This is a genomic window from Demequina subtropica (genome assembly GCF_000971235.1).
Lineage (GTDB): Bacteria > Actinomycetota > Actinomycetes > Actinomycetales > Demequinaceae > Demequina > Demequina subtropica.
Window position 1 is genome coordinate 204,229 of the sequence record NZ_BBMB01000006.1, and the last position, 22,508, is coordinate 226,736.

At 72.1% G+C, this 22,508-nt stretch carries 24 protein-coding genes; 10 read left to right on the forward strand and 14 right to left on the reverse strand.

The window, feature by feature from the left end; genetic code table 11:
* Nucleotides 1-24 precede the first annotated feature (24 nt).
* The gene (locus AOM06_RS06935) at nt 25-717 is read right to left on the reverse strand and encodes a tyrosine-protein phosphatase (protein WP_169747733.1); all 693 of its coding nucleotides are present in this window, start codon (nt 715-717) and stop codon (nt 25-27) included.
* A 134-nt stretch (nt 718-851) separates the two neighbouring features.
* Between AOM06_RS06935 and AOM06_RS06940 the strand changes: the two genes are divergently transcribed.
* Complete coding sequence (locus tag AOM06_RS06940) at nt 852-1,472, forward strand: TetR/AcrR family transcriptional regulator (RefSeq protein WP_062304014.1); 621 nt, start codon at nt 852-854, stop codon at nt 1,470-1,472.
* Nucleotides 1,473-1,475: 3 nt separating this feature from the next.
* Here AOM06_RS06940 and AOM06_RS06945 read toward each other — a convergent pair whose 3' ends face one another.
* The 3 genes from AOM06_RS06945 to AOM06_RS06955 are packed head-to-tail and all read right to left on the reverse strand — an operon-like array spanning nt 1,476 to nt 4,529.
* The gene (locus AOM06_RS06945) at nt 1,476-2,201 is read right to left on the reverse strand and encodes an HAD family hydrolase (protein ID WP_062304015.1); all 726 of its coding nucleotides are present in this window, start codon (nt 2,199-2,201) and stop codon (nt 1,476-1,478) included.
* A gap of 12 nt (nt 2,202-2,213) precedes the next feature.
* Nucleotides 2,214-3,695 carry a glutamate--tRNA ligase gene (gltX, locus tag AOM06_RS06950; RefSeq protein ID WP_062304016.1) on the reverse strand — a complete coding sequence of 494 codons (1,482 nt, stop codon included), beginning with the start codon at nt 3,693-3,695 and terminating at the stop codon, nt 2,214-2,216.
* Nucleotides 3,696-3,746: 51 nt separating this feature from the next.
* A complete protein-coding gene (locus AOM06_RS06955; protein ID WP_062304017.1) occupies nt 3,747-4,529 on the reverse strand; it encodes a fumarylacetoacetate hydrolase family protein in 783 nt (260 codons plus the stop codon).
* Between the two features lie 74 nt (nt 4,530-4,603).
* Between AOM06_RS06955 and AOM06_RS06960 the strand changes: the two genes are divergently transcribed.
* Together AOM06_RS06960 and AOM06_RS06965 are read left to right on the forward strand one after the other, a co-directional pair.
* Nucleotides 4,604-5,641, forward strand: coding sequence for a heparan-alpha-glucosaminide N-acetyltransferase domain-containing protein (locus tag AOM06_RS06960; protein WP_062304018.1), 1,038 nt, complete (start codon nt 4,604-4,606; stop codon nt 5,639-5,641).
* Nucleotides 5,638-6,576 (forward strand): prenyltransferase/squalene oxidase repeat-containing protein, encoded by a 939-nt coding sequence (locus tag AOM06_RS06965; RefSeq protein ID WP_062304019.1) that lies wholly within the window; start codon nt 5,638-5,640, stop codon nt 6,574-6,576. Before AOM06_RS06960 ends, AOM06_RS06965 begins: the two co-directional genes overlap by 4 nt.
* Nucleotides 6,577-6,581: 5 nt before the next feature.
* On the opposite strand, the gene AOM06_RS06970 is transcribed toward AOM06_RS06965, so the two are convergent.
* Nucleotides 6,582-8,132, reverse strand: coding sequence for an insulinase family protein (locus tag AOM06_RS06970; protein ID WP_062304020.1), 1,551 nt, complete (start codon nt 8,130-8,132; stop codon nt 6,582-6,584).
* A gap of 81 nt (nt 8,133-8,213) precedes the next feature.
* Here AOM06_RS06970 and AOM06_RS06975 point away from each other — a divergent pair, with 81 nt between their 5' ends.
* On the forward strand, nt 8,214-9,092 hold the full coding sequence (locus AOM06_RS06975; RefSeq protein ID WP_062304021.1) for a hypothetical protein: 879 nt from the start codon (nt 8,214-8,216) through the stop codon (nt 9,090-9,092).
* Nucleotides 9,093-9,321: 229 nt separating this feature from the next.
* Nucleotides 9,322-10,086 carry a LamG domain-containing protein gene (locus AOM06_RS06980; RefSeq protein ID WP_062304022.1) on the forward strand — a complete coding sequence of 255 codons (765 nt, stop codon included), beginning with the start codon at nt 9,322-9,324 and terminating at the stop codon, nt 10,084-10,086.
* Here the strand turns inward: AOM06_RS06980 and AOM06_RS06985 are convergent.
* The 3 genes from AOM06_RS06985 to rnhA form a co-directional block, all read right to left on the reverse strand.
* Complete coding sequence (locus tag AOM06_RS06985; RefSeq protein WP_062304023.1) at nt 10,035-11,153, reverse strand: O-antigen ligase family protein; 1,119 nt, start codon at nt 11,151-11,153, stop codon at nt 10,035-10,037. The genes AOM06_RS06980 and AOM06_RS06985 overlap by 52 nt on opposite strands.
* Nucleotides 11,150-12,142, reverse strand: coding sequence for a hypothetical protein (locus AOM06_RS06990; RefSeq protein ID WP_062304024.1), 993 nt, complete (start codon nt 12,140-12,142; stop codon nt 11,150-11,152). The genes AOM06_RS06985 and AOM06_RS06990 overlap by 4 nt, the downstream gene beginning before the upstream one ends.
* 274 nt (nt 12,143-12,416) lie before the next feature.
* Nucleotides 12,417-12,863: a ribonuclease HI gene (gene rnhA / locus AOM06_RS06995; RefSeq protein ID WP_439644727.1), complete on the reverse strand. Its 447-nt coding sequence runs from the start codon at nt 12,861-12,863 to the stop codon at nt 12,417-12,419.
* A 64-nt stretch (nt 12,864-12,927) separates the two neighbouring features.
* On the opposite strand from rnhA, the gene ybaK reads away from it, so the two are divergent.
* The 4 genes from ybaK to AOM06_RS07015 all read left to right on the forward strand — a co-directional run bounded on the left by ybaK (nt 12,928) and on the right by AOM06_RS07015 (nt 15,399).
* Nucleotides 12,928-13,428 (forward strand): Cys-tRNA(Pro) deacylase, encoded by a 501-nt coding sequence (ybaK, locus tag AOM06_RS07000; protein WP_062304025.1) that lies wholly within the window; start codon nt 12,928-12,930, stop codon nt 13,426-13,428.
* Nucleotides 13,428-14,162, forward strand: coding sequence for a YggS family pyridoxal phosphate-dependent enzyme (locus tag AOM06_RS07005; RefSeq protein WP_062304026.1), 735 nt, complete (start codon nt 13,428-13,430; stop codon nt 14,160-14,162). The genes ybaK and AOM06_RS07005 overlap by 1 nt, the downstream gene beginning before the upstream one ends.
* 95 nt (nt 14,163-14,257) lie before the next feature.
* A complete protein-coding gene (locus AOM06_RS07010; protein WP_062304027.1) occupies nt 14,258-14,599 on the forward strand; it encodes a YciI family protein in 342 nt (113 codons plus the stop codon).
* Between the two features lie 83 nt (nt 14,600-14,682).
* Complete coding sequence (locus AOM06_RS07015; protein ID WP_062304028.1) at nt 14,683-15,399, forward strand: VIT1/CCC1 transporter family protein; 717 nt, start codon at nt 14,683-14,685, stop codon at nt 15,397-15,399.
* 54 nt (nt 15,400-15,453) lie between these two features.
* On the opposite strand, the gene lplAB is transcribed toward AOM06_RS07015, so the two are convergent.
* Together lplAB and cimA are read right to left on the reverse strand one after the other, a co-directional pair.
* Entirely contained in the window at nt 15,454-16,500 is a 1,047-nt protein-coding gene (gene lplAB, locus AOM06_RS07020) for a lipoate-protein ligase LplAB (RefSeq protein WP_062304050.1), read from the reverse strand.
* Nucleotides 16,501-16,678: 178 nt separating this feature from the next.
* Nucleotides 16,679-18,280 (reverse strand): citramalate synthase, encoded by a 1,602-nt coding sequence (gene cimA / locus AOM06_RS07025; RefSeq protein ID WP_062304029.1) that lies wholly within the window; start codon nt 18,278-18,280, stop codon nt 16,679-16,681.
* A gap of 264 nt (nt 18,281-18,544) precedes the next feature.
* Between cimA and AOM06_RS07030 the strand changes: the two genes are divergently transcribed.
* A complete protein-coding gene (locus tag AOM06_RS07030; RefSeq protein ID WP_062304030.1) occupies nt 18,545-19,513 on the forward strand; it encodes a dioxygenase family protein in 969 nt (322 codons plus the stop codon).
* 116 nt (nt 19,514-19,629) lie between these two features.
* Here AOM06_RS07030 and AOM06_RS07035 read toward each other — a convergent pair whose 3' ends face one another.
* The 4 genes from AOM06_RS07035 to AOM06_RS07050 form a co-directional block, all read right to left on the reverse strand.
* On the reverse strand, nt 19,630-19,872 hold the full coding sequence (locus AOM06_RS07035) for a hypothetical protein (RefSeq protein WP_062304031.1): 243 nt from the start codon (nt 19,870-19,872) through the stop codon (nt 19,630-19,632).
* A 45-nt stretch (nt 19,873-19,917) separates the two neighbouring features.
* Nucleotides 19,918-20,133 carry a hypothetical protein gene (locus AOM06_RS07040; RefSeq protein WP_062304032.1) on the reverse strand — a complete coding sequence of 72 codons (216 nt, stop codon included), beginning with the start codon at nt 20,131-20,133 and terminating at the stop codon, nt 19,918-19,920.
* Nucleotides 20,134-20,173: 40 nt separating this feature from the next.
* Nucleotides 20,174-20,443 (reverse strand): hypothetical protein, encoded by a 270-nt coding sequence (locus AOM06_RS07045; protein ID WP_062304033.1) that lies wholly within the window; start codon nt 20,441-20,443, stop codon nt 20,174-20,176.
* A gap of 177 nt (nt 20,444-20,620) precedes the next feature.
* Nucleotides 20,621-22,354: an AfsR/SARP family transcriptional regulator gene (locus tag AOM06_RS07050; RefSeq protein WP_156163611.1), complete on the reverse strand. Its 1,734-nt coding sequence runs from the start codon at nt 22,352-22,354 to the stop codon at nt 20,621-20,623.
* Between the last annotated feature and the right edge of the window lie 154 nt (nt 22,355-22,508).

The following is a 22,508-nucleotide window of genomic DNA, read 5'->3' on the forward strand; positions in this document are numbered from 1 at the left end:
GGTGAGTACCGCTGAGGTGGGCTGCTAGCAGGTGGAGACGGTCGGCATCGCAAGGGCGTCGAGGGTCTCGGGGCTCACGCCGCCGCCCTCGAGGTAGCGGCGCACGCCGCCCTTGGCGTCAATGGCGTCGAGCGCGAGCGCGAGGTCCTCGGTCCTGACGTCGAACGGCATACGGGCGACCAGCTCGGCCGAGATGAGGCCGGCCGCGACCATCGCGTCCGACAGCCCGGCTCCCTGGTCGTTCGTGCGCCGGTAGTCCTCGAGGATCTCCGTTCGCGGGTGGCCGGCGAGCTCGCGCAGCATCGCGGACACCAGCCCCGTGCGGTCGCGGCCGCCGGCGCATGCGACGAGCACATCGCCGTCGGCCTCCGCGATCGCGGTGATGACGCGGGCGAAGCCCGCCTGTGCGCGCTCGACCATCTGGACGTACATCGCGCCGAAGTCGATCTCGGCGATCTCGTACGCACGGGTGCCGGGCTTCACCGCGGCAGCGCCGGGAACCAGGTCGATGTGCACACGGGTCCAGCCGTCGCCCAGCCATGCGGCATCGATGCGCTCATGCGCGCTGCGAAGGTCGATCCAGCAGATCCCCGCGGGCGGCGCGGCGAGCTCGGGGGCCCGGAACTCGGGGGCGGCGGAACGGTAGATGCGCTTGTCGCCGATCGTCACGATCGGCCTTGCGTTGAAGGCCCAGGTCAGGGCGGGTTCGTGGTGCATGGCCATGAATATGGCGAAGTGACATGACTGCCAATTGACATGACTGCCAACAACGGGCGAACCTTGGATGACGGGATGGTGAACTCGCTTCGCGGCGTTCGCCCTGCTACGTCGGTATGAGGAAAGAATGGCGTATGACCAGCGCAAGCACTGAGATCGACCCCCAGGCGACGTCCCTGCGCGACCGCAAGAAGTACTTGGCGTACGTCGCGATCCAGAAGGCGGGGACCGACCTCATCGCCGCCCAGGGCCTCGCCGACACGACCATCGAGCAGATCGCCGACCGCGCCGGCGTCTCGCCGCGCACGGTGCACCGCTACTTCCGCACCAAGGAGGCGGTGCTGTTCTCGCGGATCGCGCACCCGATGGTCGTCAAGGCGTTCCTCGAGGCACCCGCGGACGTCGACGTGCTCACCGCCCTGCGCCACGCGCTGCTCGACCCGATGATGAGCGACCACGATCCCGAGCGCCTCGAGCGACGCGCACTGCGCGCGAGGCTCATGGACACGCCCGCCGTCAGGCGCTTCGCCGTCGAGACCACGGAGGAGCTCGCGGAGGACATCCGCCGCGCGGCGCTCTCCCGCCTCGACGGCGACGACGACGCGTTCCTCAAGGCCGAGCTGGCCGCGGCCGTGGTGCGGTCCATCATGCTCTCGGGCTACTCGGGGACGCCTCTCGCCGCGGACCTCTTCGAGGGATGGGCGCACGCGATGGCCGGGCTCGCCGCGGACTACGAGGCGAACGCCGAGCGCTGACGCCTACAGCCCGAGCGCCCCCGGAAGGCCCTCGAGCGTCGTGATCCGCACGAGCCCGTCGCGCGGCACGCCGTCCCCGCACAGCCCCTCGAGGTCGCGCGAATGCGCGCCCGGTCGCTCGATCCATACCCCTACCGCGAGACCCGCGGCGACCGCAGCCTGGGCGTCCACATCGAACTCGTCGCCCACGTAGGCGACCTCCGCCGGCGCGAGCCCCAGGCGCTCGCACGCGAGCGCGTACACCCGCGGGTCCGGCTTGCCGAAGCCGAGCGTGTCGACGCCGACGAGCATCGGCACCCGCGCGAGCCCCGCCGCGGCCAGCTTCTCGGTCTGATAGGCATGCGCGGCGTTGGACAGCGCACCGAACGGGATGCCCGCCTCGTCCAGGACGTCCAGCGCACCCGCCGCGTCCTCATGCGCCAGCCAGCCGGCCCGGAAGGCGCGCTCGAACCCGGCGTTCCAGGCGTCGTAGCCTGCGTCGTCGAGCATCGGCCCGCCGAACTCCTCATGAAGAGCGTTCGCGCGCCGATGACGCTGCTCGCGATAGCTCACCTCGCCGCGCGTGTGGGCGCGGTACCAGCCGCCCACGTCCTCCCGCCACACCCGCAGCAGCTCACCATGGTCGACGTCGCCCAGGTACTCGGCTGCGACCGATGCGAGCGCGTGCCGGAACGCCCCGCGGGTGTCGACGAGCGTGTCGTCGACGTCGAAGAGGACGCCCCTGATCATGCGGAGGGCGCCTCAGATGGTCGCGCGCAGGTTGCGCAGCCGGGCGAGCGCGTGGTCCTTGCCCAGGATCTCCATCGACTCGAACAGCGGCGGCGACACCAGGCGGCCGGTGACCGCGACGCGCAGCGGGCCGAAGGCGAAGCGCGGCTTGATGCCCATCTCGTCGACGAGCCTCGCCTTGAGCGCCTCCTGCTGCGCCTCAGGGCCGAAGTCCTCGAGCCCCTCGAGCACCTCGATGGAGGCGTCCAGGATCTCCGCGGCGTTCTCCGGCAGCTTGGCGCGCGCGGCGTCCTCGACCACCACGGCCGCATCGTCGATGAAAAGGAAGCCGAGCATGCCCGGAGCCTCGCCCAGCAGCGTCATGCGGGTCTGTACGAGCGGGATCGCCTCGGCGAGGATCTGCTCCTCGTTCGGCGACAGCCCCGAGACCTCGGCCGACGAGATGTAGCCGGCGGCGTGCAGGTACGGCAGCACGCGCACCGCGAACTCTCCCGTGGGCAGCATGCGCATGTGCTCGGCGTTGATGGCCTCGGCCTTCTTGAGGTCGAAGCGGGCCGGGTTGGGGTTGACGTCCGCGATGTCGAACGCCTCGATCATCTCCTTGACCGTGAACACGTCGCGGTCGGGCGCGATGCTCCAGCCCAGCAGCGCGAGGTAGTTGAGCAGCCCCTCGGGCAGGAAGCCGCGCTCGCGGTGGTGGAACAGGTTCGACTCGGGGTCGCGCTTGGACAGCTTCTTGGTGCCCTCGCCGAGCACCATGGGCATGTGCGCGTACGCCGGCACCGCGTCGGCGATGCCCAGGTCCACCATCGCTCGCCACAGCACGATCTGCCGCGGGGTCGAGGACAGCAGGTCCTCGCCGCGCAGCACGTGCGTGATCTTCATCAGCGCGTCGTCGACCGGGTTGACCAGCGTGTACAGCGGGATGCCGTTCGCGCGGACGATGACGTAGTCCGGCACGGTGCCCGCGGGGAAGGTCACGGTGCCGCGGATGAGGTCCTCGACGACGATGTCCTCGTCGGGCATGCGCATGCGCAGCACGGGCTCGCGGCCCTCCGCGCGGTAGGCGGCCTTCTGCTCCTCGGTGAGGTCGCGGTCGAAGCCGTCGTAGCCCAGCTGCGGCGAGCGGCCCGCGGCCTTGTGACGCTCCTCGATCTCGGCGGGCGTCGAGAAGGACTCGTAGGCGTAGCCGCCCTCGACCAGCTTCTCCACCACCTGCGCGTGCAGGTCGTGGCGCTCGGACTGGCGATAGGGACCGTACGGGCCGGGCTTGTCCGGGCCCTCGTCGTAGTCGATCCCCATCCAGCTCATCGCGTCGAGGAGCATCTCGTAGCTCTCCTGCGAGTCGCGCTCGGCATCGGTGTCCTCGATGCGGAAGACCATGTCGCCGCCGGTGTGGCGGGCGTAGGCCCAGTTGAACAGCGCCGTGCGGACCATGCCCACGTGGGGCAGGCCGGTGGGCGACGGGGAGAAGCGGACGCGGACCTTGCTCATGAGTACTTCCTTGGAACGAGACGATGCGGGGGTGGGTTGGGGCGGCGCGCGTCAGCCGCGCCGGATGACGGGGTTGCGCAGGACGCCGAGGTCCTCGACCTCGACCTCGACCACGTCGCCGTGGTTCAGGGTGGTGACGCCCGCGGGGGTGCCGGTGAGGATGACGTCGCCGGGCAGCAGCGTGGTGACCTCGGACACGAGCGACACCACGGTCGCGACGTCCGTGATCATGTCCGCCGAGTGGCCCTCCTGCACGGTCTCGCCGTTGATGCGGCCGTACACGCGGACGTCGTCGTGCGCGAGCTCCGTCTCGATCCAGGGGCCGAGCGGCAGCGACGTGTCGAAGCCCTTGGCGCGGAACCACTGCTTCTCCTGGCGCTGGACGTCGCGCGCGGTCACGTCGTTGGCGCACGTGTAGCCGTAGATGTACTGCTCGGCGTTCTCGGGGCTGACGTCCTTGCACACGCGCGAGATCACGATCGCGAGCTCGGCCTCGAGCTGGACGTCCTCGGCGTAGTGCGGCAGCACGATCGGGTCGTCGGGACCCACCACGGCCGTGTTGGGCTTGAGGAACAGCAGCGGGAGGTCGTCGACCTCGTTGCCGAGCTCCTTCGCGTGCTCCGCGTAGTTGCGGCCCAGGCACACGATCTTCGAGCGCGGGATGACGGGAGCGAGCAGGCGGACGTCGTCGGTGAGCTTGATCCGCTCGCCGGTGACGGAGCCCGGCGTGTACATGGGGTCGCCGGTGAGGACCACGAGCTCCTCGTTGCCCGCCTCCCCGTCGACGATCGCGTACTGGGGCTCTGATCCGGTGGTGAAACGGGCGATACGCATGGGCTCCAGCCTAGTCGTTCGCGGATGTCGCGCCTGCTGGGTCCCTTCCCCTGCCCCTGCCTACGATGGGCCGCATGGGACAGGCCGCGGGGCGCATCGTCGGGCTCGACGTCGCGCGCGGCCTCGCCGTGCTCGGCATGGTCGCGGCGCATGTGGGCGACGACGGCACGCGCGGCGCAGACGCCGACGGCTGGGCGTGGCTCGTGCTCGCGCACGGCCGCCCCTCGGCGCTCTTCGCGGTGCTCACCGGCGTGACGATGTCGATCATGCTCGCGGGCGCGGGCGGCAGGGACGATGCGCGGGCCGTGCGGCGCACGCGTGCCCGCATCGCGGCCCGCGCGGGCGTCCTCGTGGTGCTCGGGCTGCTCGTGTCGCAGCTCTCCACCGGTGTCGACATCGTCCTGGTGAACCTGGGCCTCATCATGCTCATGGCCGTCCCGCTGCTGCGTGCGCCCTCCTGGGTTCTCCTCGCGGGCGCGGCGACGGCCTTCGCGGTGGGACGGGTGCTGGTCGCCGCGGTCCAGCCCGAGGGCTGGTGGTACGACGCCCCGGTGGTCGGCCGGCTATGGAGCTACCACTACCCCGCCCTGTCGTGGATCGGGTACGCGTTGCTGGGGCTCGCGGTGGGACGCATGGCGCTGCGCGAGGCGCGGGTCCAGGGGCTCCTCGTCGGCATGGGATCCGTCGGGCTAGGCGCGTCCCTCGCGATCCGCATCGTCGCAGGAGACGGTCCCGTGACGGGGCTGGGCGCGCACACGTACACGCCGCTCGAGATGACCGCCAACTCCGCGGTCGCGCTCGCCGTGATCGGCGGGGCGTGCTGGCTCACGCCGCGCATGCGCGCCGTGCTCAGCCCGGTCGAGGCGCTCGGCTCGATGGCGCTCTCAGGCTACGTGCTGCATCTGCTCATCATCGCGGCCGTCGGCAGCGAGATGGTCTACGAGCCCTCGAACGTCGCGCTCATCGTCCTCGAGGCCGTGCTGCTCGCGACCGCGTGGGCGTGGCGCCGCTGGCAGGGCCAGGGGCCGCTCGAGCGGGGCCTCACGCGCGTCTCGAACGCCGCGGGAGACGCCGCCACGCGTGGCCTCCCCGCCGAGGCTGGCTCGCGATGAGCGTCCTCGACTGGCTCATGGCGGGAGACCCCGCGATCCGCTGGCAGACGATGCGCGACCTCCTGGGCGCGGATCCGGAGGAGGTCGCGGCCGAGCGGGCCCGGGTGGCGCACGAGGGATGGGGCGCACGCCTCCTCGCGCTGCAGGAGCCCGACGGCTCGTGGGCCGGCGGGGCATGGTTCCCTGCGGGCGACCGCGACCCGGACGACGGCCAGCCATGGACCTCGACCGCGCACGTGCTGGTGCTGCTCACGCTCCTGGGCGCCGACCCCGATGCCCGCCCCCTGCGCGCGGCCGCGGAGCGCGCCTTCGCCTCCGTGCGGTGGGAGGACAACGACGCGGCGTTCCTCGACGGCGAGGACGAGGCCTGCACGCTCGCCACGACCATCCTCGTGGGCGCGTACCTCGGGCATGACATGGCGGGCCCGACCGCGCGGCTCGTCGCGGACCACCGGGCCGACGGCGGGTGGAACTGCGATCCCCCGTCGCTGTCGACGCGCTCGAGCTTCCACTCGACGCTGCTCGCGCTCGAGGCGCTGGAGGCACAGCATCGCGCGCGTGGCCTCGACCCCGCCGCGCTCGAGGCCGTCGACGACGCCCGCGAGTACCTGCTGGTGCGCTCGCTCATGCGCGGTCGGCGCTCGGGCGCCGTGGTGGACCCCGCCTACCAGCGCTTCTCGTTCCCCCCGTACTGGCACTACGACGTGCTGCGCGCGCTCGACCATCTGCGCGCCGCCGACGCGCCGCGCGACCCACGGCTCGCGGACGCGATCGCGCTGGTGCGATCACGCCAGTCCGCGACGGGCCTGTGGCCGCTCGAGAACACGCACCGCGGCGCTGTGCCGTTCGTGATGGAGGACGGCGACGGACGCCCCAGCCGATGGAACACGCTGCGCGCATCGCGCGTGCTGCGGTGGTGGGAGGGGCAGGCGTAGGCGCGTCAGGAGGCCGGCGCGCCGCCGGGCTGGAGGTCCCTGACCTCGTAGACCGCTCCCGCGGGCACGCGCTCCCTGAGGGCGTCGACGGCCTTGGCGCCGCCGCGCCACCGGCCCGGCTCGATGACGAAGCCGGCGCCGTTCTCCCCGGTGAGGTCCCAGTGCCCGCAGTCGACGCACACCCCGGCGAGCGCGATCGCGTCCCAGCGCAGCTCGACGATCCCGAGCTCCGGCGCGAGCATCAGGATGCGCTCGGGATCGAAGATCAGCTGCGCGCCGCGCATGCCAGAGAACCAGCGAGGCGAGAGCATCTCGACGCTGTCCGGCATGAAGGCCTTGACGCGCGCCGCGGTGCTCATCGACTCGTAGTGGCCCTCGGGCTCGCGGGCCCACGGGAGGCCGAGCCGCTCCGAGAGCTGCTCGGGCGTGATCTCGTCGTCGATCTCGCCGAGCGACACCAGCAGGGTCTCGACCGCGCCGGCGATCGCCTCACGCACCCGGTCGAGCGGGACCGCGGCCATGTCGACCGCGTCGATCGCGGCCGGCTCGACCCCGTGACGCAGGAGGTTCATGGCCGCGTCGTCGAGGTGGGCGATCTGCGCCCCGCTGTGCGCGGTGATGTTCTCGTCCTCCTCGAGGATCGCCGCCATGAGCTCGTCCGAGGGACCCTCCGCCGCGAGCGTGCGGAGGATCTCCACGGCCGCGACGGCGGTCGCGAGGATGTCCTCGCGGCGCGGGTCGAGCGCGACCACCGCCCAGCGCGTGGTCGCATCGGTCCGCGCCACGAACGCGTCGACGCTGTACACCAGGTGCCGCTCGGTGCGCAGCTGGTCGAGCAGCGTGCGCTGGATCGCGGCGCCCGCGACGTACACCGCGCCGCGCTCGGACGCGTCGAGGGCGAACGAGAGCGCGAGCGGCGCGGCGCCTCCCCCGAGCCATCCGTGGCGCCGATGCCCGAGCGGCGCGATCGCCGCACGCTCGGGCAGGGGACGTGCCGCCGGCAGGTCGACGCCGAGGCCGTCCGGGACTGGCCCGGTGAAGGTCAGCACGGCGTTGCCGGCGTGCAGCCAGGTCGCGGCCCACTCGAGCGCCTGCTCACGGCTCAGCGACCGGTGCGCAGGCATCCCCAGGTCGAGCAGACCCAGGGTCGAGGCGCCGAAGCGGTCCAGGAGCGGGCCCGCGCCTGTCGTCTCGTCGCCCTCGCCCAGCTCCGCGGCGATGATGCGGCGCTGCTCCGCGACCACCGCGTCGTCGATCGCGTCCAGGTCCCTGATGGCCGCGGCGACACGTCCGAGGAAGTCCGCCACGGCGGCCTCGGCACCCTCGGCGTAGAACGTGACGCGGTCCTCCTCGGTCGACGCGTTGTGCGTCACGCTCACCCGTCCGACCCTGCTCATCACGAGGTGCTCGACCAGGTGCGTGACGCCGGCGGTCCGAGCGAGCTCGTCGCGACGTCCGACCGCGAACGCGAGGGTTCCGGTGAACGTGGACCTGATGTCGGACCACAGCACCGGGATGCCTCGGTGGTCGGTCGTCTGCAGGGTCGGGATAGCCATGCGACCATCATGGCGGCCGTGGCGCGACGCCCGGGTGAGCGCCGCATCGGTCGGCACGCGTGTCGCGCGACAATAGGAGCCATGACGGTCCTCGACTCCCCCACCCTTGCGCGCGCCGAGTGGGCGCCGCTGGCGGCGGCGCATGCCGAGGCCGCGGACGCCCTCACCGCCGGCCACCGCGAGCGCAAGGGCCGCGGCGAGAGCCACGCGATCGAGGACTTCCTGTTCGAGTACTACGCGACGCGCCCGTCGCATCTGCGCCGGTGGCATCCGGGTCCAGGCGTGGTGCTCGAGGACGCCGAGGACCACGCGTCCTGGCGTTTCTACCGGACGGAGCGCGGGCGAACCCAGCTCGATGTCGATGCGTTCATGGAGGCACGCGGCACCGCGGTGGACCTCATCGAGCGTCTGCTGCGGGCGACGGCGGACAGGCCTGCGAGGCTCGGCTGCTTCGGGCTCCACGAATGGGCCATGGCGTACCGGGTCGGCGAGGGGATCCGGCACCCGCTCCCCCTGCGGCTGGGCCAGGACGGCACCGATGCCGTGGTCGAGTCCCACCCCATCGCGTGCAGCCACTTCGACGCGTTCCGGTTCTTCACCCCCGAGGCCGTGCCGCTGAACCGCCTCCAGCCCACGCGGGAGACGCAGGCCCAGCTCGAGCAGCCCGGCTGCCTCCACGCGACGATGGACCTCTACAAGTGGGCCGCCAAGCTGGCCCCGGCCATCCCGTCGAGCCTCCAGCTCGAGGCCTTCGTCCTCGCGCTCGAGGTCCGCAGGGTCGACATGCAGGCGTCGCCATACGACGTGTCGTCGTACGGGCTGCCCGCCATCGCGATCGAGACGCCCGAAGGCAAGCGCGAGTACGTCGAGCGCCAGCGCGACTTCGCATCGCGCGGCGCGGTCCTGCGCGGGCGCATCGTCGACGCCATCACGCGGCTGCGGGACGCGGCGGCCGCCTGACGCCTGCCGTGCCCGCGGTCGGCCCCGATCCGGCCGCGGGGGGTGCAGCCGGACCGGGACCTGCCGCGCCGCGCGCCCTCAACGACCGCGGGGCTCATCGCCCACTCGCGGCCTTCGCGCTGGCCGGCGTCGATCGATGTCGACTGCCATACGGTGCCACCCCGCACGTATGGCCAACGTAAGCACCGCGCGGCCCGCGCACGTAGTCTCGACAGGGACGGGAGGCCGCATGGAGACCCGATGGGACAGGATCGAGAGGTTCGCCGGAGATCCCCTCGACACGTCGCTGTGGGTCCCCGACTACCTGCCGCACTGGACCACGCCGGAACGCTCGGGCGCGCGCTACCGCTTCACCGATGCGGGCCTCGCGCTCCTCATCGAGCACGATCAGCATGCCTGGCGGCCCGAGGATGGGGACTTCCGCGTCTCGCACCTGCAGACCGGCGAGTTCGCGGGCCCGCTCGGGAGCGACGTCGGCCAGCATCGCGTCGGGCACGACCTTCGCGTGGTGACGGAGAGGACGATGCGGCGGCTCTGGACCCCGCCGCGCGCCGGCGCGGTCGAGGTGGTCGCGTCCGCGAGCGCCGACCCGACATGCATGCTCGGGATCTGGCTCGTGGGCCACGAGTCCACCGGTCCGCGGGACTCGGGCGAGATCTGCATCGCGGAGGTCTTCGGCGACCGGGTCTCCCCCGCATCGTCCACCGTGCGCGTCGGGATCAAGGCGCATCACGATGACCGCCTGGTCACGGATCTGCGCGATGTGGCGGCGGCGTTCGATGCCGCCACGCCTCACGTCTACGGCGCGACGTGGGACTCCGAGGGCACGGAGATCACCCTCGACGGCACGGCCGTGTACGGCACGGATCAGGTGCTCGGCTACCCGCTTCAGCTCATGCTCGACCTCTGGGAGTTCCCGCACGGGCGACGCGACGCCGCCGCCTATCCGAAGGTCGCGACCCTCCACGAGGTGCGGCTCCGCACCGACGACTGAGCGGTGTCGGGACCGCGGCCCGGCTCGGTCAGCGCGAATGCGCCCAGCACGGCGGCAACCACGGCGATCGCCGTGATCCGCAACGAGAAGTCGAGCATCCCGCCCGCGACCAGCACGAGCGACGCGAGCGCATAGCCGGGATCCACACGGTCCGCCGTGCGCACCAGGATCATCCCAGCGCTGATGACCGCGGTCAGCAGCAGGAGGCCCACGAGGCCGTACTCGACGCCCCACTGGAGCGGCTCGAGGTGCGCGTGGGCGGTCGGCCGCCCGGGGCCCTGCGCGAGGTAGGCCGCCGTCGGCGCGCCCTCGCCGACGATGGGGCTCGCCGCGAAGCGCTCCCACGCCTCGGCCCAGATCAGCGGCCGGTCGCCCACCCCCTCGGCCGCCGTACGCCAGGCGATGACGCCGCCGGCGCCGACGACCGCGACGGCGGCGATCACGGCACGATGCGCACCGCGGCTCGACAGCGCCCACACGACCGCCACGGTGGCCCCGACCACAAGCGCCGTGCGGCTCCCGGTCGCGATCACCCCGACGCACAGGAGCCCGAGCGCGGCCGCCCATCCGGCGCGCCCCTCGTCCATCCAGGCGCGCACCACGAGCACCGCGGCGGCGACCAGCAGGAGTCCGAGCGCGTTCGGGGATCCGAGCAGCCCTCCCGCACGCGGCGCGGCATCGGCCCCGACCGCCAGGTGCACGACGGCCTGGCCGATCGCCACCGCCGCCGCGAGGCACGCGACGACGACGAGCCCGACGATCCATCCCTCGCGTTCGTCGCGCGAGAGCGACGCCGCGACCAGCGTCGCCAGCACCACCACGACCGCGAGCACCGGGACGCGCACGGATTCCAGCGTCCACCCGAGACGCATCGGACCGTCGACGAGCAGCCAAGCCACCAGCACCGCGGTCGCCCCGCCGAGCAGCGCGGGATGCGGCGCTCGGCGGCCCACGGTCGCCATACCGAGGCCGAGCAGCACCACCGTGACAGCCATGTCCCGTGCGCTGGTGCCGCCGCTCGTGGCGACCGCCCACGCGAACGCGGCCAGGAGCAGCAGCGCGCTCACGCCGCGGCCTCGCCGTCCCCGCCACCCTTGCGACGGTTCGAGCGGATCTTGGCCACCGCGCCCCACAGCCCCAGCACCGCGACCGCGAAACCGACGAACACGCCGAGGTAGTCGACCGGCTCCTTGAGCCTGTCCCAGAACGATGCGGGTGCACCCGAAGCCCGCGCGGAGGCCTGTGTCTCGACCCCGGTCTCGACGGAGTACGTGCCCGCCTCGCCGCGCACGGTCGCGGTGAACGCGAGCAGCACCGGGCCGGCCTCCTCCGGGGTGACCGTCCAGCGGGCCCGCGCGACGTCGCTCATGGCGTCCGCCACCGTCATCGTCCGCGCACCACCCATCGCGAACGCGACCGGGCCCCCGCCCCCAGCCTGCGCGGCCGACGCCGCGTTCTGACGGCGGATCGTGACGGCCGCCGACCCGGGTGCGGCCACGAGGTCGAGCTCGACGGCGATGTCGTCGCCGTGCCCGTGGAGCGGCACCTCCACGCTGACCTCGTAGTCACGATCGACCTGCATGTGCTCCGGAACCACGGCCGCGACGTGCGCGGCCTCAGCCGCGACCTCGTCGACCGCACGCTGGACTGGATGGACCTCGACGTCGACCACGACGGGTTCGTTGGCCGTCCTCATATCGACCTCGCGGCCCTCGCCGTCCCTCACGGTCGGCACGATCGTCACGGTGAGACTCTGCTCGCCGGCCATGAGCGGAGTGACCGCCCACGACCAGACGAGCTCGTATGTTCCATCGCCCCGCGCGGTGCTCGCGTCGATCGACTGCCGCGACGACGAGGTGCGGCGGACCTCGAACGCACCCGGCGCCGTCTCAAGCTCTGCCTCGTTGGTCCAGGACACGAGCACCGTGGCATCGCCCCGCTCGATGGCCTCGCCCACCACGGCGGTGAACCGTAGCTCCGCCTCCTCGAACTGTGCCAGCTCGTCGCGATCGAAGGTCACGGCGTACTTCGCGGCCGTGAGGGAGTCCGGGCTCAACAGCTCGTCGGTGGGGCCGCCCCCCTCGCCAGGTGGACGCCCGTCACCCGGCTTGCCACCGTCGCCCGGTGGGTAAACGGCCGCGTAAAGCGGTGCGGCCGCTGGCGCCAAGAGGCCGAGCAGGGCCACCACCAGCGCCACCAAGACTGCGCGTCGGCGTTGCGTCGCTCGAGCTGCCCCCTGCACGGCCTCCTCCCCGTATCGCCTGATCAGGGATGATCGCCCGACCATCGTAGGCACGGGTCATGCGCGCGGTCCATCCCGCGCGCGGAGGTCAGCGCGCCGCGGCCGCTCCCTTGTTGGCGAGCTCGTCGGCCTTCTCGTTGCCGGGATCGCCGGCGTGGCCCTTGACCCACACCCACGTGATGTCGTGCCGGCCCAGCTGCTCGTCGAGCGCCTGCCACAGCTCCACGTTCTTCACGGGCTTCTTGTCCGAGGTCTTCCAGCCGTTGCGCTTCCAGCCCTTCATCCAGGTCTGGGCGCCGTTCTTCACGTACTGCGAGTCGACGTGGAGCGTCACCTTGCAGGACCGGTTGAGCGCCTTGAGGCCCTCGATGACCGCGGTGAGCTCCATGCGGTTGTTCGTGGTGACCTTCTCGCCGCCGAAGAGCTCGCGCTCGTGCCCGCCGGCCCTCATCCACACGCCCCAACCGCCGAGGCCGGGATTGCCCTTGCAGGCGCCGTCGGTCCACATGTGCACTTCGGTCAGGGTCTCGGTCACCCGGACACGGTACCCGGGCGGCGGCCTCGCGGACGCCAGCCACCGCATCGTCCACAATGGACCCATGTCCCGCAAGCACGCCGCCGGAGGCTCGACGCCTGCCGTCCATGCGCTGCTCGAGGCCGGCGTCGAGCACACCCTCCACCCGTACGAGCACGATCCCGCGACCGACCTCAGCTACGGCCTGGAGGCCGCTGCGGCGCTCGGGGTGGACGCGGACCAGGTCTTCAAGACGCTGTGCGCCTACGTCGACGGCCGGCTGTGCTTGGGGCTGGTCCCGGTGAGCGGGATGCTCGACCTCAAGGCGCTCGCGCATGCGTTCGGCGGCAAGAAGGCGGAGATGGCGCCGCCCGCGGAGGCCGAGCGCGCCACCGGCTACGTCGTGGGCGGGATCTCGCCCATCGGCCAGCGCAAGGCGCTTCCCACCGCGGTCGACGAGACCGTCGAGCTGTGGGACACCGTGTACGTCTCCGGCGGTCGGCGCGGGCTCGACATCGCGCTCGCCCCCGCCGACCTCATCGCCGTGACGCGCGCCGTCGCGGCCCCGATCGCGAAGGACTCCTGATGGACCTCTCTCCCGCCCCCGCCGGCTGGGACCACGCCGCCGCCCTCGAGGAGGTCAAGGCGCGCGTCCACATCGCCGAGGCCACGTGGGGCCGGGCGGGCTCCGGGGTCCGGGTGCTGGTCGCCACCAAGACCTGGGACGCCGATGCGGCGACCGCCGTGGTCCGCGCGGGCGGCATCCTGGTGGGAGAGTCGCGGATGCAGGAGCTCGAGGCCAAGGGCGACGCGCTCCGCGCCTCAGGCGCGCGCGTGCACGTCATCGGCCAGCTGCAGCGGAACAAGGCCGCGGTCGCGGTCCGGTACGCGGACTGCGTCCAGACCGTCGACCACGCGCGGCTCGCCGAGCGCCTCTCGCGCCTGTGCGTCGAGGCAGAGCGGGAGCTCGAGGTGATGATCCAGGTCAACGTCTCGGGCGAGGAGTCGAAGGCGGGCGTCCATCCCGACGAGGCCCTCGCGATCGCATCCGCGGTGCAGGCCCTTCCGGCGCTCACGGTGACGGGCTTCATGACCATCGGGTTGAACTCGCCCGACGAGGCCGCGGTGCGCGAGGGCTACGCGCGCCTGCGCGAGATCCGCGACCAGGCGCTCATCCGCTCCGAGCGCGGCAGCATGGGGCTCGGCGCGGCCTGGGAGCTGTCGATGGGCATGTCCCAGGACCTCGAGTGGGCGATCGCCGAGGGCGCCACCATGGTGCGCGTCGGCACGGCCGTGATGGGTCCGCGCGCCGCGAACTGAGCCGCCCCGGCTCGCGCCGAGGCCCGAGCGATGTGAGACTGGCGGGAGCATCAGGCACCGTGCCGACGAGGGGGATGGCGCAGAGAGGAGCCCCCATGCCCCGCTACCACCTGGCGATGTACTACGAGCAGGAGTCCGGTGAGTTCCCCGACGACCTTCAGCAGATCATCGCCGAGATGGAGCGGTTCGAGGAGGAGCTCCGCGAACGCGGCATCCTGGTGACGTCCGCCGGCTTCGCTCCCTCCCTCGAGGCACGCGTGGTGGTCTCCGGCCCGGATGGCGGCGAGACCTCGGAGGGCACCTACCTTCCGGGTCCGGTGCAGTCCGGCGGCTTCTGGCTCATCGAGGCGCCCAACATGGGCGACGCGATCGTATGGGCGGAGCGCTTCAGCCGCGTGCTCCGTCTGCCAGTCGAGGTGCGCGAGGTCCGCCTCTGACCCCGGCCCGCGGGGCGCGCGCGAAAAGTTAGGCAAGGTTTCACTCCCTGGCGACGATGCCAGGAGGTTCCTACCCTTGACGGGTGACCGAGACCCCCCACCACACCGCATCGTTCCCCGACGAGGACGCCGTCTCCGGGCGGCTCAACGCGCTGCGCGCGGGCGTGCTCGGCGCCAACGACGGCATCGTCTCGATCGCGGCGCTGCTGGTCGGCGTGGTGGCCGCGACGAACGACGCGACCGTCATCCTCACGACCGCCCTCGCCGGCATCGCCGCGGGCGCCCTCTCGATGGGCGTGGGCGAGTACGTCTCCGTCTCCAGCCAACGCGACGCGGAGCGGGCCCAGCTCGAGCGCGAGAAGGCATGGCACGACCACCGCCCCGAATGGGAGCTCGACCAGCTCACGCGCCTCCACATGGAGACCGGGATGTCCGAGGCGACCGCACGCGCGGCCGCCATCGAGCAGACCGCGTTCGACCCCCTCGCGGCTCACGCGCGCGCCCACCTCGGCATCGATCCCGAGGAGCTCGTCAACCCGTGGCATGCCGCGTTCGCATCGCTGTTCGCCTTCACGCTCGGCGGCATCTTCCCGCTCCTCACCGCGGTGCTCGCGCCGGACGCGCTCAAGGTGCCGCTCACGTTCCTCGTCGTGATCATCGCGCTGGCCGTCTCCGGGACGGTGTCCGCGCGTCTCGGTCACGCGCCGCGTCTCCGCGCGATCGTCCGCAACGTGGTCGGCGGCTCGCTCGCGATGGCGATCACCTACGGCATCGGCACCTTCGCGGGCGTGCACCTGTAGGACCCTGCGCGGCGCGCTCGGCGTCCGCCGATGCCGGTGGACGCCCCCTCGCGTCTACGGCACGAGCTTGAGCCACTCCTCGGTCGCGAACTTCGACTCGACGCGCTCCTGAGCGAGCGCGATCTCCGCCTCGGTCACCTCGCCCGGCTGCGTCGCATAGCGTCCGCGGAAGTGGTCGAGGAACGAGTCGATGACGGCCCCACGCTCCATGCCCGTCTGGCTGCGCAGCGGGTCGACGCGCTTGTTGGCGCTCTTGGTGCCCTTGTCGGAGAGCTTCTCGCGACCGATCCGCAGCACCTCGAGCATCGCGTCCGCGTCGATGTCGTACGCCATGGTGACGTGATGGAGGACCGCGCCGGCGGCGTAGCGCTTCTGCGCGGCTCCCGCGATCTTGCCGGCGGGCGAGGCGATGTCGTTGATCGGCACGTAGGTCGCCTCGATGCCGAGCTCGCGCAGCGCGCCCAGGACCCAGTCGTCGAGGAATGCGTACGACTGCTCGAAGCTCAGGCCCTCGACCAACGAGGTGGGCACGTGCAGCGAGTACGTGATGGTGTTGCCCGGCTGGACGAACATCGCGCCGCCGCCCGAGACGCGCCGGACCACCGTCATGCCGTGCTTGGCCGCGCCATCGTCGTCGATCTCGTTGCGCCACGACTGGAACGAGCCGATGATCACGGCGTTCGCACCCCACTCCCACACGCGCAGCGTGGGTCCGCGGCGGCCGGCGGCCACCTCCTCCGAGAGGACCTCGTCGAGCGACATCTGCATGTACGGGTCGCGCGGGACGTCGTGGATGACGTCGAACGTGTGGTCGTGCCAGCTGGTCGCATGCCCGAGCGCGCGCCGCACCGCGATGCCCACGGCCTCGGGCGTGAACCCGATGAAGGTCGCGTCGCCGGCGGCCCGCTGCACCGCGGCTGCGAGCTGCGCGACGGTCGCGGTGGCGGCGATCCCGTGCAGCGCGCGCGTGATGTCGAGGATCGCCTCGGCGGGCTCGAGGAAGAAGTCCCCGGAGATCACCACGCTCGTGATCGTGTCGTTCTCGATCTCGACGTCCGCGACCACGAGCTTGCCGCCAGGAACCTTGTACTCACCATGCATGCGGACCATTCTCCCCCGCCCCCGGCCGGGCTCGGGACGCTCAGCACTCCGCACACCCGGCGATGCCGGCCTCGCGGGACACTCACCTCCGCGCGGCGGAGCTCAGCGTCCCGCGAGCGGGCGCCCGAGCGGATTGAGGAGTGCTGAGCGTCCCGGCCGGAGAGGGGGACGATGCGGCCTACGGGTTCGGCGAGACGCCCGCCTTGAGCAGCCCGTAGAACAGCGAGTCGGTGAGCGCCTCCCATGACGCCTCGACCATGTTCGGCCCCACGCCCACGGTGCGCCACTGCACCCCCGTCTCGGTGTCGACGGTGGTGATGAGCACGCGGGTCACCGCGTCGGTGCCGTGCGCCGCGTCCATGATGCGCACCTTGAAGTCCGTGAGGTCGAAGCGCTGGATCTCGGGGTAGGCGCCCGCGAGCGCGGTCCGCAGCGCATGGTCCAGCGCGTTGACGGGGCCGTTGCCCTCGCCGACCGTGACGAAGCGCTGACCGCCGCCGGCACGCAGCTTGATGACCGCCTCGGCGTCCGCGTCGCGCGGGTTGCCCGGCGCGGACGAGACCCGCACGCGCCACGTCTCGGTCTCCCAGTACTTGGGCGCGTCGCCGAGCTCCCACCGCAGCAGCAGCTCGAACGAGGCATCGGCGGCGTCGAACGTGTACCCCTGCGCCTCGGCGTGCTTCACGCGATCCGTCACACGGCCCAGCACGTCGGGCCGGCCCGCGAGGTCGAAGCCCAGCTCCTTGCCCTTGAGCTCGATCGAGGCGCGCCCCGCCATCTCGGACACCAGCATGCGCATGTCGTTGCCCACGTACTCGGGCTGAGTGTGCTGGTAGAGGTCCGGGTCGACCTTGATCGCGGAGGCGTGCAGCCCCGCTTTGTGGGCGAAGGCCGAGGCACCCACATACGGCTGGCGCGCGAACGGCGCGATGTTGGTGATCTCCGAGATCGCGTGCGCGATCCGCGTGGACTCGCGCAGGCCGTCACCCTTGAGGGCGATCATGCCGCGCTTGATCTCGAGGTTGGCGGCCACCGCGACCAGGTCGGCGTTGCCGGTCCGCTCGCCGTAGCCGTTGACGCATCCCTGCACGTGGCTGACGCCTGCCGCCACCGCCGCCATCGAGTTCGCGACGGCGCAGCCCGAGTCGTTGTGCGCGTGCATGCCCAGCTGAGCCGCCGTGCGCGCACGCACCTCGGTGACGATGCGCGTCACGTCATCGGGCAGCATGCCGCCGTTCGTGTCGCACAGGACCAGGGACGATGCGCCGCCGGCCTCGCCGGCGAGCAGCGCCTTGAGCGAGTACTCGGGGTCGAACCGGTAGCCGTCGAAGAAGTGCTCGGCATCGAGCACCACCCGTCGGCCCTCGCCCACCAGGAACGCGACGGTCTCCTCGATCATCGCGAGGTTCTCGTCGCCCGAGACGCGCAGCGCCCGCTCCGCGTGACGGATGTCGGACTTCGCGACGAGCGTGATGATCGGCGCCTCGGAGTCGAGCAGCGCCCGCACCTGCGGGTCGGAGGCCGCCGAGGTCCCCGCCCGGCGCGTCATGCCGAAGGCGGCGAACTGCGCGTTCTTGAACGACAGCTCCTTGGCGACCAGCCCGAAGAACTCGGTGTCCTTGGGCACCGCTCCCGGCCACCCGCCCTCGATCACGCCGACGCCCATCTCGTCGAGCAGCGGGGCGATCGCCATCTTGTCCGCGACGGACAGGTTCATGCCCTCCTGCTGCGCGCCGTCGCGCAGCGTCGTGTCGTAGATCTCGACCGTGAGATCCGTCATCGTCGTCAGCTCCTCAAGTCCGGCGTGGCCCGTCTCCCAACAAAAAAGCCTCCCAGGGGTGCGGGAGGCTGCGCGTCGGGGTTCGACCCGACGCGCTACAGAATGATGATCGCGGTACGCATCGCACGCCATTGTGGCACACAACGAGGACGATGCGGCCGGCAGGTCGCCGGGACCTCCCAGCAAACCTGGAGGCACGCGCGCCAGACTGGCCACGGATCGGCACCGCCGACCGTCCCCGCCACGCGAGAGAGGCCCAGTCCCATGACGCGCATCCCCGAACCCGTCGACACCCCCGCGGGACCGACCTACGAAGGCCGGCCGCTCGCACGCCCCGACGAGGAGGTGGTCGACCAGGGCATCTCCTTCGACCTCGGCACGCTGGTGAGCCGCCGCGGCATCGTGGGCCTGTTCGGGCTCGGCGCGGGCGCGGCGGTGCTCGCCGCCTGCTCGCCTTCCGCCGGCGGCGCGTCCTCCTCGTCCGGCTCGTCGCTCACGGAGATCCCCGACGAGACCGCGGGACCGTACCCCGGGGACGGCTCGAACGGCCCGGACGTGCTCGAGGACTCCGGCATCGTCCGACGCGACATCCGCAGCTCGATCGGCGGCAGCGACCCCGTTCCCGGCGTGCCGCTCGACTTCACCTTCACGGTGCTCGACATGGCCAACGGGGGCGCGCCGATGGTCGGCGCCGCCGTCTACGCGTGGCACTGCAGCGCTGCGGGCCTGTACTCCATGTACTCGGACGGCGTCACCGACGAGACGTGGCTGCGCGGCGTCCAGGTGACCGACGACAACGGCGACGTCACGTTCACCTCGGTGATGCCCGGCTGCTACACGGGCCGCTGGACCCACATCCACTTCGAGGTCTACGCGAGCGTCGACGACATCGAGGACTCGTCGAAGGCGATCGCCACCTCGCAGATGGCCTTCCCCCAGAACGTGCTCGACGCGGTCTACGCGCTCGACACCTACGACGGCTCCGCGGCCAACCTGGCACAGCTCTCGCTCGCGACCGACAACGTGTTCGGCGACGACGGCGGCGTCCACCAGATGGGGACGCTCAAGGGCGATCCCGACGCCGGCTACACGGCGGCCCTCACCGTCCCGATCGACACGTCCACGCAGCCCACGGGCGGCACCATGGCCGGCGGCGGCGACACGCCGCAGGGTGGTCCGGGCGGCGGACCCGGGGGCGACGGCGGTGATCGGCCCGCCGCACCACCGTCGTAGGACGCACACAGGGACGATGCGGCGCGGCGGCGTCGCATCGTCCCTGCGGCGGTGCGGTGGCGGCGGGCGGACAGGATGTCGCTTCTCGGCGAGATCCGTCCCCTCCTCCATGCGGCTCAGGCGATGATGAAGGGCCTGATGCCTCCCGAGTCGAGGGTGTGGCGCGCACGCCAGTCCCTCGGGTCGTGCAGCCGTTCCCGCTCGTGCAGGCCGCGGATCTGGCGGCGGCGCTCGACGCGCGAACGGTGTCGGGCCTCGGTCGCCGCGTCGCGGCGGCGAAGGAGGCGGTCGGCGAGGCTACGGCGAGGGGCTTCGTCCCCGATGCCCAGCTCGTAGCCGCGGATGGTGGCGGCGGTCATCTCAAGTCCCTCCTCGGACTCTCGAATCGGATGATGGAGGCACGCCTACAGGAGGCGCGCGAAGGTCGGCAGCGCGAACGAGTCGCCGATCACCTGCTGGACCCGCTCGGCCGCGGGCAGCGCGGACGCGCGGTGACGGCGCAGCGCGCGACGGCGCCGAGCGGCGGCGAAGCGGTCCGCGACCTCGCGAAGCGAGTCGCGCACGCTGTGGTGAAGATCGGTGACATGGGCGGTGCCGTGTGCAGCGGGTGCAACGGACATGATGGTTCTCCCTGGGTGTGATCCGGTGGACGATGAGGTCTCAGGCGATGAGGCGGAAGGCGCCGCGACCCGTGGACTCGGCCTCGAGCCGGGCGTGACGGTCGGCGATCCGCTCCATGAGCGCGGAGCGGGCGACCGACCACGCGCGCAGGCGCGCGATCTCGGTTCCGCTCCAGTCGACGAGCGCAGCGGCGGCTCCGGGCGCGAAGCCCTTGACCGCCTCGGCGAGCCGCTCGAGCTCGACCTTGTGCGCGGACGTTCCCTCCTCGGCGAGCCTGGGGCCGAGGTCTGCGGTGATCGGAATGGACATGACACCCTCCTTTCGCTGGTTCGTGCGGTGTCGATGTCAGGATGCGCGCGGCCCGTGTGATGGGTCGTGTGACGCACGTCACATACCGGAAATACACCAGAAATGGGGGCAGGAGCAGGCGCGTCGGGCGCGCGCGACCCCATGGTCGCCCGGCAGTCACCGACGATGCCGCTCGCGTCAGGCGGGCACGCGGACGCCACCGCGCAGCTGCTCGAGGACGACCTCGGCGCGGCGAAGGAGCAGCGGCATATCGCCCCGGGCGGCGACCTGCAGGGCCACCTCCGCGTGCGCGAGAGCACGTTCGGCATCGCCGTGCGCGAGAGCGACCTCGGCATCGGTCACCTGGACCTCCGCCTCGAGCCACTTGTACGAGTCGTTGATGCGCTTGCAGGCGGTGCCGGCGTGGTCGAGCCAGGGCATGGCGGCCTCGGTGTCCCCCTCCGCCACATAGGTGAGGCCCATCACCTTCGCGGTGACGCCTTCCCAGCAGGGGTCCTCGAGCTGACGCGCGAGCGCGTAGGACGACTCGATGTCCACGCGCACGGCGGCCGGAGCCTCGCCCTTCGCGAGCCGCACGTGCGCATGCCATGCCTCGGGCCATGGCCGGATCGCCGTCCACCGCTCGCTCTGCGCCTGCCGTTGCGCCTCCTTCGCCCATCGCTCGGCGGCGGCGAGCCAGCCTGAGAGATAGGCCGCGCGCGCGGCGTGCGCCATCGCCCAGATGCCGCGCTTCACGCTGCCGGTCTCCCGGCACAGGTCGATGGCCTCGTCGAAGCGTTCGAGCGAGGCGTCGAGCCGGCCCCAGTCGGACAGGTGCACGGCGTCGTACGCGGCCACCGCGGCGCGGACCCGCGGATAGGGCGCGGCGGTCTCCCAGGCCAGCGCGAGGCCCTCCACCGCGCACTCGCGACGGGCGGCGAGCACGTCCACGTAGGCGAGCTCGGCGAGCGCCTTCGCCGCGATCTCCTGCTCCCCTGCGGCCGTGGCTGCCTCGCGCGACGCGTCGAGCACGATCGCGCCCTCGTCGTCGTACCCGCGCGCCGCATGGACCAGCGCGCTCCCGAGCTCGAAGAGGCAGGTAGCCGTGAGCCTGCCGTCACCGGCGCCCTCGGCCGCCGCCACGGCACCGCGAAGCGTCGCGATCCCGCTGCCGGCGGCGCCGGCGCCTACCGCGGCGCAGCCCGCCGTGAGCAAGGACTCGGCCGTCGCGACGGACGACACCCCGGCGGTGTTGGGCGTCACCGGCGGGCGCGCGGCAGCGCTGAGCGCGGGGCTGGGCGGCACGCCGAGCTCGCGGAGGAACGCGGCCTCGGTCGACGCGACATGGCGATGCGCCGAGATCCGATCGCCTGCGGCGATGAACGCCTTCACGAGGAGGACATGAGGTCCCTCCTCGAGGGGCAAGGTGTCGACCATCGCAGACGCGAGGGTCAAGGCACGCGCGTGGTCGTGCGTCGACATGGCGCGCAGCACCTCCTTGCGCAGCGCGCCGATGACGTCGCCACCCACCCGTTGCCGCTCCACGAGCAGCCACGTGTCGAAGGCCGGCGAGGCCTGCACATCGATCCCCTCAAGGAAGAGCCCGCGTGGCGCCGGGTCGGTGAGCCTGCCCGCGGCCACGACCTCGGTGTCGATCTGCGTGCCGGGGTCGAGCCCCGCGACCACGGGGTTGCCCAGGAGCGCCTCGGGCATGCCCAGGCGGCGGCGCAGCTCCGCGAGCGACCAGCGCAAGGCGCCCATGGGGTCGTCCGCCTCCGCGAAGAGCTCGGACACCAGCTGCTGGCGCGACAACGGATCCTGCGACCGCACGATCCGTGCGAGCAGGGCCCAGCACTTCGCGCCGCGAGGGCCTGGGAGGGTCAACCCATCCCGCAGGAGCCGGGGCTGACCGATCAGGCGGATCGCGAGCATCGCCCACCGCGTTCAGACACGCGTACCAGGCTACGTCCGATTTGTCGGGGTCGGAAGGCCACTCGGGAAGCGGCTGGCACCACCTCTTCGACGCCGCCACGGCCCCCAGGACGACGAAAGCCCCCCAGCATTGCTGGGGGGCTTTCGTGAATGG

What these genes read in the sequence shown, in the direction of transcription:
- AOM06_RS06935 (WP_169747733.1), bottom strand. Translation starts at nt 717, where the DNA reads ATGCACCACGAACCCGCCCTGACCTGGGCCTTCAACGCAAGGCCGATC.
- AOM06_RS06940 (WP_062304014.1), top strand. Translation starts at nt 852, where the DNA reads ATGACCAGCGCAAGCACTGAGATCGACCCCCAGGCGACGTCCCTGCGC.
- AOM06_RS06945 (WP_062304015.1), bottom strand. Translation starts at nt 2,201, where the DNA reads ATGATCAGGGGCGTCCTCTTCGACGTCGACGACACGCTCGTCGACACC.
- gltX (WP_062304016.1), bottom strand. Translation starts at nt 3,695, where the DNA reads ATGAGCAAGGTCCGCGTCCGCTTCTCCCCGTCGCCCACCGGCCTGCCC.
- AOM06_RS06955 (WP_062304017.1), bottom strand. Translation starts at nt 4,529, where the DNA reads ATGCGTATCGCCCGTTTCACCACCGGATCAGAGCCCCAGTACGCGATC.
- AOM06_RS06960 (WP_062304018.1), top strand. Translation starts at nt 4,604, where the DNA reads ATGGGACAGGCCGCGGGGCGCATCGTCGGGCTCGACGTCGCGCGCGGC.
- AOM06_RS06965 (WP_062304019.1), top strand. Translation starts at nt 5,638, where the DNA reads ATGAGCGTCCTCGACTGGCTCATGGCGGGAGACCCCGCGATCCGCTGG.
- AOM06_RS06970 (WP_062304020.1), bottom strand. Translation starts at nt 8,132, where the DNA reads ATGGCTATCCCGACCCTGCAGACGACCGACCACCGAGGCATCCCGGTG.
- AOM06_RS06975 (WP_062304021.1), top strand. Translation starts at nt 8,214, where the DNA reads ATGACGGTCCTCGACTCCCCCACCCTTGCGCGCGCCGAGTGGGCGCCG.
- AOM06_RS06980 (WP_062304022.1), top strand. Translation starts at nt 9,322, where the DNA reads ATGGAGACCCGATGGGACAGGATCGAGAGGTTCGCCGGAGATCCCCTC.
- ybaK (WP_062304025.1), top strand. Translation starts at nt 12,928, where the DNA reads ATGTCCCGCAAGCACGCCGCCGGAGGCTCGACGCCTGCCGTCCATGCG.
- AOM06_RS07005 (WP_062304026.1), top strand. Translation starts at nt 13,428, where the DNA reads ATGGACCTCTCTCCCGCCCCCGCCGGCTGGGACCACGCCGCCGCCCTC.
- AOM06_RS07010 (WP_062304027.1), top strand. Translation starts at nt 14,258, where the DNA reads ATGCCCCGCTACCACCTGGCGATGTACTACGAGCAGGAGTCCGGTGAG.
- lplAB (WP_062304050.1), bottom strand. Translation starts at nt 16,500, where the DNA reads ATGCATGGTGAGTACAAGGTTCCTGGCGGCAAGCTCGTGGTCGCGGAC.
- cimA (WP_062304029.1), bottom strand. Translation starts at nt 18,280, where the DNA reads ATGACGGATCTCACGGTCGAGATCTACGACACGACGCTGCGCGACGGC.
- AOM06_RS07030 (WP_062304030.1), top strand. Translation starts at nt 18,545, where the DNA reads ATGACGCGCATCCCCGAACCCGTCGACACCCCCGCGGGACCGACCTAC.
- AOM06_RS07035 (WP_062304031.1), bottom strand. Translation starts at nt 19,872, where the DNA reads ATGACCGCCGCCACCATCCGCGGCTACGAGCTGGGCATCGGGGACGAA.
- AOM06_RS07040 (WP_062304032.1), bottom strand. Translation starts at nt 20,133, where the DNA reads ATGTCCGTTGCACCCGCTGCACACGGCACCGCCCATGTCACCGATCTT.
- AOM06_RS07045 (WP_062304033.1), bottom strand. Translation starts at nt 20,443, where the DNA reads ATGTCCATTCCGATCACCGCAGACCTCGGCCCCAGGCTCGCCGAGGAG.
- AOM06_RS07050 (WP_156163611.1), bottom strand. Translation starts at nt 22,354, where the DNA reads ATGCTCGCGATCCGCCTGATCGGTCAGCCCCGGCTCCTGCGGGATGGG.